General features: G+C 66.2%; 13 protein-coding genes. 9 read left to right on the top strand and 4 right to left on the bottom strand.

The annotated features are described in order from the left end of the window. The 7 genes from fdhF (at nt 1) to glcF (ending at nt 10,128) form a co-directional block, all read left to right on the top strand. A complete protein-coding gene (gene fdhF / locus MCIT9_RS10525; RefSeq protein WP_317704843.1) occupies nt 1–2,778 on the top strand; it encodes a formate dehydrogenase subunit alpha in 2,778 nt (925 codons plus the stop codon). A 128-nt stretch (nt 2,779–2,906) separates the two neighbouring features. Further along, entirely contained in the window at nt 2,907–4,748 is a 1,842-nt protein-coding gene (locus MCIT9_RS10520) for a methanol/ethanol family PQQ-dependent dehydrogenase (RefSeq protein ID WP_317704842.1), read from the top strand. 109 nt (nt 4,749–4,857) lie between these two features. Then, complete coding sequence (locus MCIT9_RS10515; RefSeq protein ID WP_317704841.1) at nt 4,858–5,745, top strand: DUF2232 domain-containing protein; 888 nt, start codon at nt 4,858–4,860, stop codon at nt 5,743–5,745. Further along, nucleotides 5,742–6,413 (top strand): rhomboid family intramembrane serine protease, encoded by a 672-nt coding sequence (locus MCIT9_RS10510; RefSeq protein WP_317704840.1) that lies wholly within the window; start codon nt 5,742–5,744, stop codon nt 6,411–6,413. Before MCIT9_RS10515 ends, MCIT9_RS10510 begins: the two co-directional genes overlap by 4 nt. Then, nucleotides 6,400–7,854, top strand: coding sequence for an FAD-linked oxidase C-terminal domain-containing protein (locus tag MCIT9_RS10505; RefSeq protein ID WP_317704839.1), 1,455 nt, complete (start codon nt 6,400–6,402; stop codon nt 7,852–7,854). Before MCIT9_RS10510 ends, MCIT9_RS10505 begins: the two co-directional genes overlap by 14 nt. A gap of 1 nt (nt 7,855) precedes the next feature. Beyond that, entirely contained in the window at nt 7,856–8,908 is a 1,053-nt protein-coding gene (gene glcE / locus MCIT9_RS10500) for a glycolate oxidase subunit GlcE (protein WP_317704838.1), read from the top strand. Then, nucleotides 8,908–10,128 carry a glycolate oxidase subunit GlcF gene (gene glcF, locus MCIT9_RS10495; protein WP_317704837.1) on the top strand — a complete coding sequence of 407 codons (1,221 nt, stop codon included), beginning with the start codon at nt 8,908–8,910 and terminating at the stop codon, nt 10,126–10,128. Before glcE ends, glcF begins: the two co-directional genes overlap by 1 nt. On the opposite strand, the gene MCIT9_RS10490 is transcribed toward glcF, so the two are convergent. The 4 genes from MCIT9_RS10490 to MCIT9_RS10475 form a co-directional block, all read right to left on the bottom strand. Next, nucleotides 10,120–10,491 (bottom strand): cytochrome P460 family protein, encoded by a 372-nt coding sequence (locus MCIT9_RS10490; RefSeq protein WP_317704836.1) that lies wholly within the window; start codon nt 10,489–10,491, stop codon nt 10,120–10,122. The two genes, glcF and MCIT9_RS10490, sit on opposite strands and share 9 nt — an antisense overlap. Nucleotides 10,492–10,619: 128 nt before the next feature. Beyond that, the gene (locus MCIT9_RS10485; protein WP_317706737.1) at nt 10,620–10,856 is read right to left on the bottom strand and encodes a FeoC-like transcriptional regulator; all 237 of its coding nucleotides are present in this window, start codon (nt 10,854–10,856) and stop codon (nt 10,620–10,622) included. After that, nucleotides 10,853–13,195, bottom strand: coding sequence for a Fe(2+) transporter permease subunit FeoB (feoB, locus tag MCIT9_RS10480; RefSeq protein WP_317704835.1), 2,343 nt, complete (start codon nt 13,193–13,195; stop codon nt 10,853–10,855). The genes MCIT9_RS10485 and feoB overlap by 4 nt, the downstream gene beginning before the upstream one ends. Next, nucleotides 13,192–13,425, bottom strand: a complete 234-nt coding sequence (locus MCIT9_RS10475) for a FeoA family protein (protein WP_317704834.1) — start codon at nt 13,423–13,425, stop codon at nt 13,192–13,194. Before MCIT9_RS10475 ends, feoB begins: the two co-directional genes overlap by 4 nt. 136 nt (nt 13,426–13,561) lie before the next feature. On the opposite strand from MCIT9_RS10475, the gene MCIT9_RS10470 reads away from it, so the two are divergent. Continuing rightward, complete coding sequence (locus MCIT9_RS10470; RefSeq protein ID WP_317704833.1) at nt 13,562–14,335, top strand: CBS domain-containing protein; 774 nt, start codon at nt 13,562–13,564, stop codon at nt 14,333–14,335. Between the two features lie 23 nt (nt 14,336–14,358). Continuing rightward, nucleotides 14,359–15,126, top strand: a complete 768-nt coding sequence (locus MCIT9_RS10465; RefSeq protein WP_317704832.1) for a CBS domain-containing protein — start codon at nt 14,359–14,361, stop codon at nt 15,124–15,126.

Here is a 15,126-nt window from a genome sequence, read left to right as displayed (position 1 = left end):
ATGGCTGCCAATCCCGAATTCATCGAAGACCTCAAGACCGTCACCTTCACCCTCGACGGCCGGGAGATCACCGCCCACGAGGGGGAGACCATCCTGCAGGCGGCCAAGCGTCACGGCATCGAGATTCCCCACCTGTGCTACAAGGAGGGCTACCGCGCCGACGGCAACTGCCGCGCCTGCGTGGTGGAGATCGAGGGCGAGCGGGTGCTGGCCCCGTCCTGCTGCCGTGCTCCCAAGGAGGGGATGAAGGTCCAGGCCGAAAGCGAACGGGCCCGAAAGTCCCAGAAGCTGGTGCTGGAGCTGCTGCTTGCCGACATGCCGGCGCAGGGCAAGTCCCCCTACCGTGACGATTCCGAACTGGATCTGTGGGCCGAAAAGCTGGGGGTGGCTGATCCACGGTTCCCCGAGCGCCCGCAGCCGGCGCCGGATCTTTCCCACCCGGCGATGGCGGTCAACCTCGACGCCTGCATCCAGTGTACCCGCTGCGTGCGCGCCTGCCGCGAGGAGCAGGCCAACGACGTCATCGGTTATGCCTTCCGCGGGGCCAAGGCGAAGATCGTCTTCGATTTCGACGATCCCATGGGGGACAGCACCTGCGTCGCCTGCGGGGAATGCGTCCAGGCCTGCCCCACCGGGGCCCTGATGCCGGTCGGCGATGTGGGCCATCTGCCGGTGGACAAGAAAGTGGATTCCACCTGCCCCTATTGCGGGGTGGGGTGCCTTTTGACCTTCAACGTCCGCGGCGACCGCATTCTCTACGTGGAAGGACGCGACGGCGAGACCAACCACAGCCGCCTCTGCGTCAAGGGACGGTTCGGCTTCGACTACGTCCATCATCCCCACCGCCTCACCAAACCCCTGATCCGCCGCGAAGGGGCGCCCAAGACCCCCGAGCTGCTCGACCCGGCGCGGATGCACGAGGTCTTCCGCGAGGCCAGCTGGGAGGAGGCGCTCGACCGGGCCGCCGGCGGCCTGAAGCGCATCCGTGACCAGTACGGCCCCAAGGCGCTGGCCGGTTTCGGCTCGGCCAAGGGCAGCAACGAGGAAGCCTACCTGTTCCAGAAACTGGTGCGCACCGGTTTCGGCAGCAACAACGTCGATCACTGCACCCGCCTGTGCCACGCCTCCTCGGTGGTGGCGCTGCTCGAGTGCATCGGCTCCGGGGCGGTGTCGAATCCTGTGGCCGACGTGATGCAGGCGGAGGTAATCTTCCTCATCGGCTCCAATCCCACCGTCAACCATCCGGTGGCGGCCACCTGGATCAAGAACGCCGCCCGCCAGGGCGCCAAGCTGATCGTCGCCGATCCGGTCCGCACCGAGATCTGCCGTTTCGCCACCCACGCCCTGCAGTTCCGCCCCGACACCGACGTGGCGCTGCTCAACGGCATCATGCACGTCATCGTCGAAGAGGAATTGTACGATCAGGCCTTCATCGCCAAGCGCACCGAAGGCTTCGACAACCTGCGCCATCACCTGAAGCACTACGCCCCCGAACGGGTGGCCCCGGTGTGCGGCATCCCCGCCGACACCATCCGTGAGGTGGCGCGGTTGTACGCAACCTCGAAGGCGTCGATGATCCTGTGGGGCATGGGCATTTCCCAACACGTCCACGGCACCGACAACGCCCGCTGCCTGATTTCCATGGCGCTGATGACCGGCCAGATCGGCCGTCCCGGCACTGGCCTGCACCCGCTGCGGGGGCAGAACAACGTCCAGGGTGCGTCCGACGTCGGTCTGATCCCGATGGTGTTCCCCGATTACCAGCCGGTGGGCGACCCCAAAGTCCGGGAATTCTTCGAACGGCTCTGGGACGCCAAGCTGGATCCGGAGCCGGGCCTGACCGTGGTGGAAGTGATCCACGCCATCGAAAAAGGCCAGATCCGCGGCATGTACATCGAGGGCGAGAACCCGGCCATGTCCGATCCCAACGTCGCCCACGCCCGTGCCGCCCTGGCCAAACTGGAGCACCTGGTGGTGCAGGATATCTTCCTCACCGAAACCGCCGGATTCGCCGACGTGGTGCTGCCGGCCTCGGCTTTCCCGGAGAAAACCGGTACCTTCACCAACACCGACCGCCGGGTCCAGCTCGGCCGCCCGGCCATCGACCCGCCGGGAGAGGCGCGTCAGGACCTGTGGATCATCCAGGAGATCGCCCGAAGGATGGGACTGGACTGGAATTATTCCGGACCCCGGGAGGTGTTCGAGGAAATGCGCCGGGCCATGCCCAACATCGCCGGCATCACCTGGGAACGGCTGGAAAAGGAGGATTCGGTCATCTATCCGTGCGGGAAGGAGGGCGACCCGGGGCAGGCGGTCATCTTCACCGAAAGCTTCCCCACGACCACGGGCAAGGGGCTGTTCGTGCCGGCGGAATTCACCCGTGCCGCGGAGCTTCCGGACGACGACTATCCCTTCGTCTTCATCACCGGCCGTCAGCTCGAGCACTGGCACACCGGCGCCATGACCCGCCACGCCAGCGTGCTCGATGCCATCGAACCGTATCCGGTGGTACAGATGAATCCTCTGGATCTGGCCGGCCTGGGGGTGGCGCCCGGGGATCTGGTGACGCTGGAGTCGCGCCGGGGCCGGGTCAGCGCCTACGCCCGCGCCGATCTCGGCATGCAGCGGGGGACGGCCTTCATGGCCTTCTGTTACAACGAGGCCGCCGCCAACCTGCTGACCAACGAGGTATTGGATCCGGACGCCAAGATCCCGGAATTCAAATTCTGCGCTATCAGGGTGCGCCCCGGTGGCGAGCTGCCGCCCCGGATCTGCTGAAGGGGTGTTCTATTGACTTTTTGAGGCAAATCCTTCAATTTAGCGCTTCGAGGTGTGGGCGGGAAAAATTCCCGCCCGGCCGCAAAATTCGATCCTAACCACCTTCCAAAAACAACGAGGAGGATCTCATGAAGAAAACCCTGAAGAACGGCCTGATCGCATCCGCCGTCGCCACCGCGCTGCTGGCGAGCGCCGCCCAGGCCAACCAGGAGGTGATCAAGCTGTCCAAGAATCCGGCCAACTGGCCTACCTGGGGCGGCAACTACTGGGGCACCCGCTACAGCGAGCTGGACCAGATCAACAACAAGAACGCCTCCAAGCTGATGCCCGCCTGGACCTTCTCCACCGGCGTGCTGAAGGGCCATGAAGGCGGTCCGCTGTTCATCAACGGCGTGCTCTATGTCCACACCCCCTTCCCCAACAAGGTCATCGCCCTCGACCCCAAGACCCAGACCATCATCTGGCAGTACGTTCCCAACCAGGACGCCGACACCACCATCCCGGTGATGTGCTGTGACGTGGTCAACCGTGGTCTGGCCTACGGCGACGGCAAGATCATCGTCCAGCAGGCCGACACCACCCTGACCGCCCTCGACGCCAAGACCGGCAAGGTGGTCTGGCAGGTCAAGAACGGCGATCCCAAGCTGGGCATGACCAACACCAACGCCCCGCTGGTGGTCAAGGACAAGGTTTTGACCGGCATCTCCGGCGGTGAGTTCGGGGTCCGCGGTTTCATCGCCGCCTACAGCCTCAAGGACGGCAAGCTGGTGTGGAAGAAGTACAGCACCGGTCCCGACGACGAAGTCGGTCTCGACCCGAACAAGACCATGACCTGGATGGGCAAGGACAAGGGTCTGCAGCCGGTCGGCAAGAATTCCTCCCTCAAGACCTGGGAAGGGGACCAGTGGAAGATCGGCGGCGGTACCACCTGGGGCTGGTACAGCTACGATCCCCAGCTCAACCTGATCTACTACGGCTCCGGCAACCCCGGCACCTGGAATCCGGTGCAGCGCCCCGGTGACAACAAGTGGTCCATGACCATCTGGGCCCGCGATGCCGACACCGGCGTGGCCAAGTGGGTCTATCAGATGACCCCGCACGACGAGTGGGACTACGACGGCATCAACGAAATGGTGCTGGTGGACCAGAAGATCAACGGCAAGATGCGCAAGACCCTGGTCCACTTCGACCGTAACGGCTTCGCCTACACGCTCGACCGCGAAACCGGTGAGGTGCTGGTGGCCGAGAAGTACGACAAGTCGGTCAACTGGGCCAAGTACGTGGACATGAAAACCGGCCGCCCGGTGGTCGATCCCAAGTACAGCACCGAGGAGAACGGCGAAGACGTGACCACCGAGGAAGTCTGTCCCGCCGCCCTCGGTTCCAAGAACCAGGGCCCGGTGGCCTACTCGCCGCGCACCGGTCTGTTCTACGTGCCGGGCAACCATCTGTGCATGAACTACGAGCCCTTCGAGGTGGAATACACCCCGGGCCAGCCGTACGTGGGCGCCACCGTGACCATGTTCCCGGCCGGCCGTGATGTGTTCACCGGCAAGAAGGACGGCTCCCACAACCTGGGCCAGTTCACCGCCTGGGACGCCAAGACCGGCAAGATCGTCTGGTCCTACAAGGAGCCTTTCTCGGTGTGGAGCGGCGTGCTCGCCACCAAGGGTGACATCGTGGTTCACGGCACCCTGGAAGGCTACCTGAAGGTGCGTGATGCCAAGACCGGTAAGGAACTGTACAAGTTCAAGACCCCGTCCGGCATCATCGGCAATCCGAACACCTGGATGTTCGAAGGCAAGCAGTACATCGGCGTGCTGTCCGGCCTCGGTGGTTGGGCCGGTATCGGCATGGCTGCCGGCCTCGAAGGCGAGACCGAAGGTCTGGGCGCCGTGGGTGCCTACCGCTCGCTGGAGAAGGTCACCCAGCTGGGTGGCGTGCTGAGCGTCTTCACCCTGTCCAAGTAAGACCTTTCAGGATCTGAAACGGCATTGACGCCAACCCCGGCCGGGCCCGCGCCCGGTCGGGGTTTTTTGTTTTATACTGATGCCCTGCCGGGCTTTGCGAGGAGACGTCATGGAAGAAATCGCCGCTTTCATCATGGCCAGCCGCTGGCGTGCCATGGCGGTAGCCGCTGTCTGCGCGCTGATCGGCGTCTATTTCCTTCCCCTGATCGTGGTCAGTGGCGCGGTTATCGCACTGGTGCTCCTGCGCCGGGGGTTGTGGGAGGGGCTGCTGGTCCTGATCGGTGCCGCAGCGTTGACCTGGCTGGGTTTCATGTGGCTGCCGCCGCGTCCCGGTTTCCCATTCCCCTTGGCCTTTGCCCTGTGGCTGCCACTGATACCCGTCGCCCTGGTGTTGCGCAACACGTTTTCCCAGGGGGTTGCGCTGCTGACCCTGTGGGCGCTGATGGTCGCCTATGTGGGGCTGACCCATGCCCTGACCGGTGACGTGACGGCGTTCTGGAAGCACTGGCTGGCGTTGGCGGTCGCCAATGTCAAGGGTGCGACCGTTTACGGTTTCGAGCGCGAGGGCACCCTGCGTCTGCTCAACGGCCTGGTGGCGATGCTGTACACCCTGTGCGTCTTCGCCGCTCTGGCCCTGGCCCGCTGGTGGCAGGCGTTGCGCTACAATCCCGGCGGGTTCGGCGAGGAGTTCTATCACCTGCGCCTGCCGCGCTGGCTGCTGCCGCTGGCGATCGCTCTGATCTGGGGTGCCGGCTATATCGACAAGGTGTTGATGGTCGATCTGCTGCTGGTGAGCATGGCGGTCTATACCCTTCAGGGGCTGGCGATCCTGCATTGCCTGCTGGACCTGCAAAACGCCAGCGGCCTGTGGATGATCCTGGTTTACGGAGCGCTGTTGTTCGTGCCCCAGTACGCATTCGTCGCCGTGGCGACGCTGGGTGCGATGGACAGCCTCATCGATCTGCGCGCCTGGGCGGCGCAGTCCCTGAGCGAATGATCCCGCTGCGCGACACGATCCCCTGCCACCGCACGCCATGGGTGACCTGGTGCCTGATCGGCGTCAATGTTACGATCTTCCTTTACCTGTGGTGGCTGCCGGAGGAGATCCGCCTCAAGATCCTCTATCTCTACGGTCTGGTGCCGGCCCGCTACACCCATCCCGAATGGGCCGCCTGGGTCGGGCTCGATCCGAATGATTATTGGCCCTTCCTTGCCAACCTGTTTCTCCACGGCGGCTGGCTGCACATCATTTTCAATGCCTGGTTGTTGTGGATCTTCGGCGACAACGTCGAGGACCGCATGGGGTCGGGGCGGTTCCTGGTTTATTACCTGCTGTGCGGTCTGATCGCCAATGGCGTGCACATGGCCATCAACGCCGATGCCACCATCGCGGCGGTGGGGGCTTCCGGCGCCATCGCCGGGGTGATGGCCGCCTACTTCTACCTTTTTCCCCACGCCCAGGTGATCGTGTGGATCTTCCCGTTCCCGCTGTTCATTCCGGTGCCGGCGATCCTGTTTTTGGGGTTGTGGGTCATTTTTCAAGCCTATCAGGCCACCACCACCGGTGCGGGGGCGGCCTGGTGGGGGCATCTGGGGGGGTTCGCCGCCGGTTTCCTGTTGCACCGCTTCTTCATCCGCGGGGAGACGGATCATGACCCGGCGTGACGCCGTGATCCGCCGTCTGCAGGCGATCGTGCCCGATGAGGCGATCCTGCGGCAACCGGAGGAACTGAAGCCCTACGAGTGCGACGGCCTGACCGCCTACCGGCGCGTGCCCTGGCTAGTGGTGCTGCCGGAACACGAAGCCCAACTGGTCCGGATCCTGAAGCTGTGCCGTGACGAGAAGCTGCCCCTGGTGGTGCGCGGCGCCGGCACCGGGCTTTCCGGCGGCGCCTTGCCTCTGGAGGAAGGGCTGCTGGTGAGCCTGGCGCGCTTCGACCGGATTTTGGAACTGGACCCGGTGGGCCGCACCGCCCGGGTCCAGCCCGGCGTGCGCAATCTCGCCATCAGCGAGGCGGCCTGCCCTCACGGGCTGTATTACGCCCCCGATCCCTCGTCGCAGATCGCCTGCAGCATCGGCGGCAACGTGGCCGAGAACGCCGGCGGCATCCATTGTCTGAAATACGGCCTGACGGTGCACAACGTGATCGGCCTGCGCTGCCTGACGCTGGACGGGGAGGCGGTGACCCTGGGGAGCGCCGGGCTCGACGGGCCCGGTTATGACCTGCTGGCCCTGGTGCACGGCTCCGAGGGACTGCTGGCGGTGGTGACGGAGGTCACCGTGCGCCTGTTGCCGCTCCCCGGCTGCACCCGCACCCTGCTGGCGGCCTTCCCCACGGTGGCCGCGGCTGCGGACGCGGTGGCGGCGGTGATCGAGGCCGGACTGATTCCGGCGGCGATGGAGATGATGGACCGGCCCGCCATCCTCGCGGTGGAGGATTATCTCCAGGCCGGCTATCCGCGCGAGGCAGCCGCCCTGGTGATCTGTGAACTGGATGGCCCTGAGGCCCAGGTGGAGGCGGAAGCGGCCGCCGCCCGCTGTCAGTTCGAGCGTCTCGGCGCCTTCCGGGTACAGGTGGCCCGGGACGAGGCCGAGCGGCAGCGCTTCTGGCAGGGACGCAAGTCCGCCTTTCCCGCCATCGGCCGCATCACCCCCGACTACTACTGCATGGACGGCACCATCCCCCGCCACCGGGTGGCCGAGGTGCTGGCCGGAATCGCTCGGCTGGCGGACAAATACGGCCTGCGGGTGGCCAACGTCTTTCATGCCGGGGACGGCAATCTCCATCCTCTCATCATGTACGACGCCGCCGCCGGAGAGCTGGAGAAGGTCGAGCAGCTGGGACGGGAGATTCTGGACCTGTGCGTGCGGGTCGGCGGCACCATCACCGGCGAGCACGGGGTGGGGGTGGAGAAGCTCGATTCCATGTGCCGGCAGTTCGGCGCGGGGGAGCTGCGCCTGTTCCACGCCGTCAAACGGGCGTTCGATCCCACCGGATTGCTCAATCCCGGCAAGGCGGTGCCCACCCTGGCCCGCTGCGCCGAACTGGGCGGCATGCACGTACACCGGGGGCGGTTGCCCCATCCTGAACTGGCGCGTTTCTAAGATGGACTTGACCGAAGCATTGCAGGAACAGGTATCGACGGCCTACCGCCGCGGTAGGCCGCTGCGGATTGTCGGCGGCGGCAGCAAGGCGTTCTACGGCCGCGCCGTCGAAGGCGAGGTGCTGGCGCTGGGCGGACACCGGGGAATCGTCGCTTACCAGCCCAGCGAGCTGGTGGTGACCGTCCGCGGCGGCACCCCGCTGGCGGAGCTGGAGCAGGTGTTGGCGGCCGAAGGGCAGATGCTCGGTTTCGAGCCGCCCCACTTCGGACCGGCCACCGTCGGCGGGGCGGTGGCGGCGGGGCTTTCCGGTCCCCGCCGTCCCTTCGCCGGTGCGGTGCGGGATTTCGTCCTCGGCGTCAAACTGCTCACGGGGCGCGGCGAGGTGCTGTCCTTCGGCGGGCAGGTGATGAAGAACGTGGCCGGCTTCGACCTGGCACGGGTGCTGGCCGGTTCCCTGGGGACGCTGGGTGTGATTCTGGAGGTATCGCTCAAAGTGCTTCCCAGACCGCCCCTGGAGGTGACTCTGCGCCGCCGGCTGCCGCCGGCGCAGGCGCTGGGCGCGATGGCGGAGCTGATGGGGCGCGATCTGCCCCTGAGCGGTTTGGCCTACGATGCGCCGTTTCTCTATTTGCGCCTCAGCGGTCTGCCTGAGGTGATCGAGGAAACGGCGTCCGGTCTGGGGGCGGAATACCTGCCTGACAACCGTTTCTGGCTGGATCTGAGAGAACAGCGCCTAGCCTTCTTCACCGCAGGGGAGGAATCCCTGTGGCGGCTGGCCTGGGCCCCGGCCGCCCCCAACCCCGACCTGCCGGGCCGCTGGCTGCTCGACTGGGGCGGTGCCCAGCGCTGGCTCAGGACCACCGCTGAGCCGGACGCCATTTTCCAGGCAGCGGCGCAGGCGGGGGGGCACGCCACCTGGTTCCGGGGGCACGGTCCGGCCGATCCGGTGTTCCAGCCCTTGCCGCCGCCGCTGTTCAAGCTGCATAAGGCCCTCAAGGAAGCCTTCGATCCCAAGCGCATTCTCAATCCCGGCCGGATGTACGAGGATCTCTGATGCAGGTCGAACTCGCCCCCTCCCACGCCCAGGATCCGGCCGCCCGGCTGGCGGCCGACATCATCCGTGGCTGCGTCCACTGCGGCTTCTGTAACGCCACCTGTCCCACCTACCGGTTGTTGGGGGACGAGCTGGACGGTCCCCGCGGGCGGATCTACCAGATCAAGGACCTGCTCGAGGGCCTGCCTCCCACCGCCAGCCTGCAGAAGCATTTGGACCGCTGCCTGACCTGCCGGGCCTGCGAAACCACCTGTCCTTCCGGGGTGGCCTACGGCCGTCTGCTGGATCTGGGGCGCGGCTGGGTGGCGCAGGCGGTGCCGCGACCCTGGCACCAGCGCCTGTTGCGGGCGGCGTTGCGCTTCTGGCTGCCCCATCCACAGCGGCTGCGGCCGTGGTATCGGCTGGCCGAACCGCTGCGGCCGCTGCTGCCCTGTTCACTGCGCGCCCGTCTGGGGCGGGGCGGGCGCTTTGCCTGGCCGCCGCCGCGTCATCGGCGCCGGATGCTGATTCTGGAAGGCTGTGTCCAGTCGGTATTGGAGCCGGCCATCGACGCGGCAGCCGCGCGGGTGTTCGACCGTCTCGGCATCAGCCTGATCCGGGCGCCCGAAGCTGGTTGCTGCGGCGCCCTCAGCTACCACCTGGACGCCCACGACGAGGGCCTCGATTTCGCCCGCCGCAACATCGATGCCTGGTGGCCCCATGTGGAAGCGGGCGCGGAAGCCATCCTCGTCACCGCCTCCGGCTGCGGGGTGATGGTGAAGGATTACGGCGAGCTTCTGGGCGGCGATCCCGCCTATCGCGACAAAGCCCGCCGGATCGCGGAGCTGGCCCGGGATCCGGCGGAAATCCTCGCAGGTCTGGACCTGCGCCCATTGCAGGCCACCCCCGGCCGGGTGGCGTTCCAGTCTCCCTGCACCCTGCAGCACGGCCAGCGTCTCGCCGGAGTGGTGGAGGGGATTCTGCAGCGTTTGGGGTTCGCGCTGACGCCGGTGCCCGATGCCCAGCTGTGCTGCGGTTCCGCCGGCGCCTATTCCCTGCTCCAGCCCAGGCTGGCCGCCCGGCTGCGGGCACAAAAAATCGCCGCTCTGGAAAGCGGCGATCCGGAGGTCATTGCCAGCGCCAACATCGGCTGCCTGCTGCACCTGGCGCCGGTAGCCACCCGGCCGGTGCGGCACTGGCTGGAGTTGTTGGACGCGACAGGCGCGCCGGATTCAGGGTAGCGGCGCCGGCCGGGTGAATACGAAATCGGTCTCGGCGGCGGCCTTTTGACATTCGAAGCAGGGCTTGCCGCCGTCGTTGTTAAGGGGCTTGAGTTCCATCCCCACCCAGCGGGCGAAGCCCCAGCCGCCGGTGTTTGCGTATTTTTTGCTGTCCTTGACCATGAATTCGATGTGGGACAGTTCCCCCGGGACGAGGGCGGGCTGCCACAAGGGGTGGCGGCTGTCCTTCCACACCAGTTTTCCCAGAATGGTGCCGTCGGGCCAGGGGTTGGTGTTGCCGTTGCGGGCGGCCGTCATGGCGGTGGTGTTGCCGACGATTGCCCGCAGGGACTGGTTGTCGTCGCGGTGGGAAACTCCCAGCACCTACCAGTGTTTGTAGGTGGCTGGCAGCGGGATGCCGTTGGAAGGGGGCGGGGCGGCTGGCGCGCCCAGAGGCAGGATCGCGGTTGCGAACAGAAGTGCGCGCTTGCGCATTGGATTTCCTCCCGTGTTCAGGTTTCCCCGTCATTGTCGGCAATCCAGAGATAGATTTCCACCGTCTGCGGCGGGCACAGGGTGCAGCCGCCGGGGCAGGGGGTGGCGGACGGCAGTCTCTCCACCTCGCCGCGGCGGATGAGACGCTCGAGCATGGGGCGGACGGTTTCCGGATCGCTGCCGAGGGCTTCAGCCAGTTCCTTGAGCGGAATCTGCCGCTGGCGCCGCAGCAGGGAGCGCAGCTCGAGGATCACCGGCAGCAACTGCGGTGGATCAGACCGGGGCCGCCGCCGCTGGGAGCCAGCGGCGGCGGGGGCTGACGCCGCAGCCTCAGGCCGAGCCAGAACAGGGCCAGGGCGGCGGTGACGGCGGCCATCCAGATCAGCGAGGACATGGGATGGCGGGGCAGGGTGGCGGCCTGATAGAAAAAGGTGGCCACGCCGTAGGCCAGCCCGGTGGTCCAGCCCAGGGCGAACAGCATCCAGCGGCTGCCGGTTTCGCGGCGGATGGCGGCGGTGGCGGCCACGCAGGGGCTGTACAGCAGAATGAACAGCAGGTAGGCGAAGGCGCCGATACGGCTGTCGAAGTGGCGCACCATGGTCCCGAAGGTACTGCGGTGGACTTCCTGGACCGCTGCCGCCTGTTCCAAATCGCTGCTGCTTTCCAGCACCCGCAGCCCCAAAGGATCGCCGAGGGCGTTGAGACTGTCGCGGAGATTGGCGGGAATGGTGGCGATGGCCGCCGCCAGCTCGGCTTTCAAGTCGAAAGGTGCGTCCGTCTCCGGGGCGGCGGCGGTCTCATCCAGACGGCTGTAGAGGGTGTCGAGGGTCCCCACCACCACTTCCTTGGCCAGAATGCCGGTGAGAATGCCGACGGTGGCCGGCCAGTTGTCGGCTTCGATCCCCAAGGGACGCAGCGCCGGGGTGACGGCCTGGGCGGTGGCCGCCAGCATGGAGCGGTGGGGGGCGACGTCGCCGAAGCGCCCGTCGGTGCCCCAGGCGTTGAGGAAGTTGACCACCATCACCATGACGACGATGTACTTGCCGGCGTCGGTGACGAACCCCTTGAGCCGCAGCCAGCTGTGCAACAGCAGGTTGCGGCCGCTCGGCAGCTGGTAGGCGGGCAGCTCCAGCAACAGCGGTTCCGGCTCCCCCGGCAGCAGGGTGGTATTGAGCAGACAGGCGGTGCCCATGGCCGCCAGGATGCCGACCAGATAGAGGAGGAACACCACGTTCTGGCCGCCCTGGGGGAAGAATGCAGCGGCGAACAGGGCATAGACTGCCAGGCGCGCCCCGCACGACATGAACGGCGCCATCATCACCGTGAGAATGCGTTCCCGTTCCCGTTCCAGGGTGCGGGCCGCCATGATCGCCGGAACGTTGCAGCCGAAGCCGACGATCAGCGGCACGAAGGCCTTGCCCGGCAGGCCCAGCTTCTGCATCAGCCGGTCCATGACGAAGGCGGCCCGGGCCATGTAGCCGGAGTCCTCCAGCAAGGTGAGGAAAAGATACAGAAAGCCGATGATGGGAACAAAGGTGGCGACCACCTGAATGCCGCCGCCGATCCCGTCCGCCAGCAGTACCTGCAGCCAGGCGGGCGCGCCCCAGCCGGCCAGCAGCTGTTTCAGCCCGTCCACGAACAGGGCGCCGGCGGCCTGATCGAAAAAGTCCACGAAGGCACCGCCGATGTTGATGGTGAAGGTGAACAGGGCGTACATGGCCAGCAGAAACACCGGTACCCCGAGCCAGCGGTTGAGGACCACGGCATCGATACGGTCCGACAGGGAACGGGCGCCGGTGGTGCGGCGGCGGGTCACCTGGCGGGCCAGTTCGTGGGCCTGGCGGTAACGGGCGTCGGCGATGACGAGGTCCAGATCCGGGCCCAGTTCTGCCTGCAGCCGGGTGCGCCATTCCTTGACTTGGGCGGCAAGCGTCTCCGGTAGCGGTTCGGATGCCGGGTGACCAGCGAGCAGATGCAATGCCTGCCAGCGTTCGGATCGTGCGGGGGCGAACCGGGCCAGCGACGGGGTGAGCCGGGCGATGGCCTGCTCCAGCGCTGCGGGGTAGGTGACCCGGATTCTGGGCGGAGCCGGCTCCCTGGCCTGTTGGGCGATGGCGGCCTTGAGGTCCTCCAGGCCGGTACCGTCCCGGGCGATTATGGGCACCCCCGGGGTGCCCAGCAGCCGGCTCAGTTCGGCGGCATCCACCTCGATGCCGCGGCGTTCGGCCAGATCCATCATGTTGAGCGCCAGGACCTGGGGAACGCCGGTTTCCGCCAGCTGCAGGGTCAGATACAGGGCCCGTTCCAGCTGGCTGGCATCGACGATGTTGACCAGCACGTCGGCCTGGCGGGAGAGGATGAAGTCGCGGGCGATGCGCTCGTCGGGGGAGGTTTCCTCCGGGTCGAGGGAGTAGGTGCCGGGGAGATCGACGACCCGAAAGTCCACACCGCAGAAGCGATAGTCGCCCTCCTTGCGCTCCACCGTCACCCCCGGCCAGTTGCCGGTGCGCTGGCGGGCGCCGGTCAGGCGGTTGAACAGCGAGGTCTTGCCGGAATTGGGGTTTCCGATCAGGGCGATGGCGTATGCAGTCATGGGGTTTCTTCCTGCACCAGAATGCGTTCGGCCAGATCCCGGCCGACGGCCATGCGGTCGTGATGGCGTCCGATCACCACCGCGCCGTTGCGGTTGCGCCACACTTGGATCGTCACGCCCGGGGCCAGTCCCAGACTGAGGAGGCGCAGCCGGGTGCGTTTATCGGCGACGTCGATGATGCGCACCGGGCGGGCGGCTGGGATGCCGCTGAGAGGTCGGGATGGGGTCATGGCACTCTGATGGAATAGTTAATGAGAACGATTATAGTTTATGATCCGGGTTTGTCCAGCCCCGCCGTTTCCGATTTTGCTTCAAACCCATTAAGATAAAGGCGTTTTTTCAAAACTCCAGATCGAGTAGGCAGTCATGGCGGAGCCACAGGCGCTGGCGCAACGGAAACAGACCAGGAAGAAAAAGAAGAAATCGCGTTCCTACAAGGGCAAGGCCCTGTTGTGGATCTTCCTCTTCATGGTCGCCGACGAGATCACCCCCGGCCTGCCGCTGGCCGAGGCCTTCATCCTTGCCCTGCTGATTTTCCTGCCCCGCTGGCTGCTGGAAATGGTCCACCGGGTGTACGAATACATGCCGGACCGCCAGTCCTGGCACACCGTCGGCGATATCTGCAAACGGGATGTGGTCACCGTGGCGCCGGACGCCCGGGCGCTGGAGGTGGCCCAGTTGATGCGCGACGAGCACCTGCGCAGCCTCATCGTGGTGGAGACGCGGCCCTATGTGCCGGAAGCGGGGGAAGGCGAAGAAACCGCAGCCAAAGCGGCGGGGAAAAAAGGCAAGGCCCTGGCCAAGACCGCGGGTGAAAGCATCCAGGTGCCGGTGGGGATCGTCACCGACCGCGACCTGGCCCTTCGGGTCGAAGGACAGGGCCTGTTGTGGGAGGATACCCTGGCCGAGGAGATCATGACGCCCGATCCGGTGGTGGCCCGCGCCGACCAGGACGTCCATGCGGTGGTGGAGAAGATGCGCGAGATCGGCGCTCGCCAGTTGCCCATCGTCGACGAGCGCGGTCACCTGATCGGGACCTTGAGCCTGGATGACACCATCGCCATGCTGTCCCACAGTCTCGAAGACGTGGTGGAACTGCTGCAGCGGGAAATCCAGCGCGAAGCGGAAGTCAGCCGCTGATTTTGATCTGAGGACGGAAATTCATGGCCGACAAGACCCCGGCGAAAACGAAAAAACCCAAAAAGGAACGTGCCTACAAGACCAAGGTGATCCTCTGGACCGTCCTGCTGATGGTCATCGACGAGATCACCATCGGCATCCCCGAGGCCGATCTGGTGCTGTTCTATGTGGCGCTGGCGCGCCCCAAGTGGTTCCTGGAGATGATGCACAAGCTTTACAAATACGTGCCCCACCGCCGGGCCTGGCGGCCGGTCAGGGACGTCTGCCAGCGCCAGGTGGCCACGGTGACGGCGGATGCCAGCGTGACCGAGGCGGTGGAGAGGATGCGCGAGGCCGGGGTCCGCAGTCTGGTGGTGATCCGGGAGCAGATTTATAACCCTGCCGCCCAGGTCAGCCAGAAGAAGGGTTGGTTCGGCAAACGGAGCCGGAAGAAGGCGCTGCCGGAGACGACGGCCGCCGAGGCCGAAACCAGCCGGGTGCCCGTTGGCATGCTCAGCGACCGCGACGTGACCCTGCTGGTCGGGGCCGAGGGCCTGAGCGGCGAGGCGGTGACCGTGGCCGAGGTGATGCAGGACGACATTCCCCTGGCCCTGGAGGGCGAAGACCTGCACTCGGCGGTCACCAAGATGCGCGAGGCCGGCATGCGCCGCCTGCCGGTGGTGGACGAGCGCGGCGCGCTGGCAGGGCTTTTGAGCCTGGACGACACCATCACGGTGCTGTCCGAGGGGCTCAACGACATGGTGGATCTGCTCGAGCGGGAAACGGAGCGCGAGGCCCGTCAGTCGGCCTGA

It is taken from the genome of Methylomarinovum caldicuralii (assembly GCF_033126985.1).
GTDB lineage: Bacteria > Pseudomonadota > Gammaproteobacteria > Methylococcales > Methylothermaceae > Methylohalobius > Methylohalobius caldicuralii.
This window is presented reverse-complemented; position numbering and strand designations above follow the sequence as displayed.

What these genes read in the sequence shown, in the direction of transcription:
- fdhF (WP_317704843.1), top strand. Translation starts at nt 1, where the DNA reads ATGGCTGCCAATCCCGAATTCATCGAAGACCTCAAGACCGTCACCTTC.
- MCIT9_RS10520 (WP_317704842.1), top strand. Translation starts at nt 2,907, where the DNA reads ATGAAGAAAACCCTGAAGAACGGCCTGATCGCATCCGCCGTCGCCACC.
- MCIT9_RS10515 (WP_317704841.1), top strand. Translation starts at nt 4,858, where the DNA reads ATGGAAGAAATCGCCGCTTTCATCATGGCCAGCCGCTGGCGTGCCATG.
- MCIT9_RS10510 (WP_317704840.1), top strand. Translation starts at nt 5,742, where the DNA reads ATGATCCCGCTGCGCGACACGATCCCCTGCCACCGCACGCCATGGGTG.
- MCIT9_RS10505 (WP_317704839.1), top strand. Translation starts at nt 6,400, where the DNA reads ATGACCCGGCGTGACGCCGTGATCCGCCGTCTGCAGGCGATCGTGCCC.
- glcE (WP_317704838.1), top strand. Translation starts at nt 7,856, where the DNA reads ATGGACTTGACCGAAGCATTGCAGGAACAGGTATCGACGGCCTACCGC.
- glcF (WP_317704837.1), top strand. Translation starts at nt 8,908, where the DNA reads ATGCAGGTCGAACTCGCCCCCTCCCACGCCCAGGATCCGGCCGCCCGG.
- feoB (WP_317704835.1), bottom strand. Translation starts at nt 13,195, where the DNA reads ATGACTGCATACGCCATCGCCCTGATCGGAAACCCCAATTCCGGCAAG.
- MCIT9_RS10475 (WP_317704834.1), bottom strand. Translation starts at nt 13,425, where the DNA reads ATGACCCCATCCCGACCTCTCAGCGGCATCCCAGCCGCCCGCCCGGTG.
- MCIT9_RS10470 (WP_317704833.1), top strand. Translation starts at nt 13,562, where the DNA reads ATGGCGGAGCCACAGGCGCTGGCGCAACGGAAACAGACCAGGAAGAAA.
- MCIT9_RS10465 (WP_317704832.1), top strand. Translation starts at nt 14,359, where the DNA reads ATGGCCGACAAGACCCCGGCGAAAACGAAAAAACCCAAAAAGGAACGT.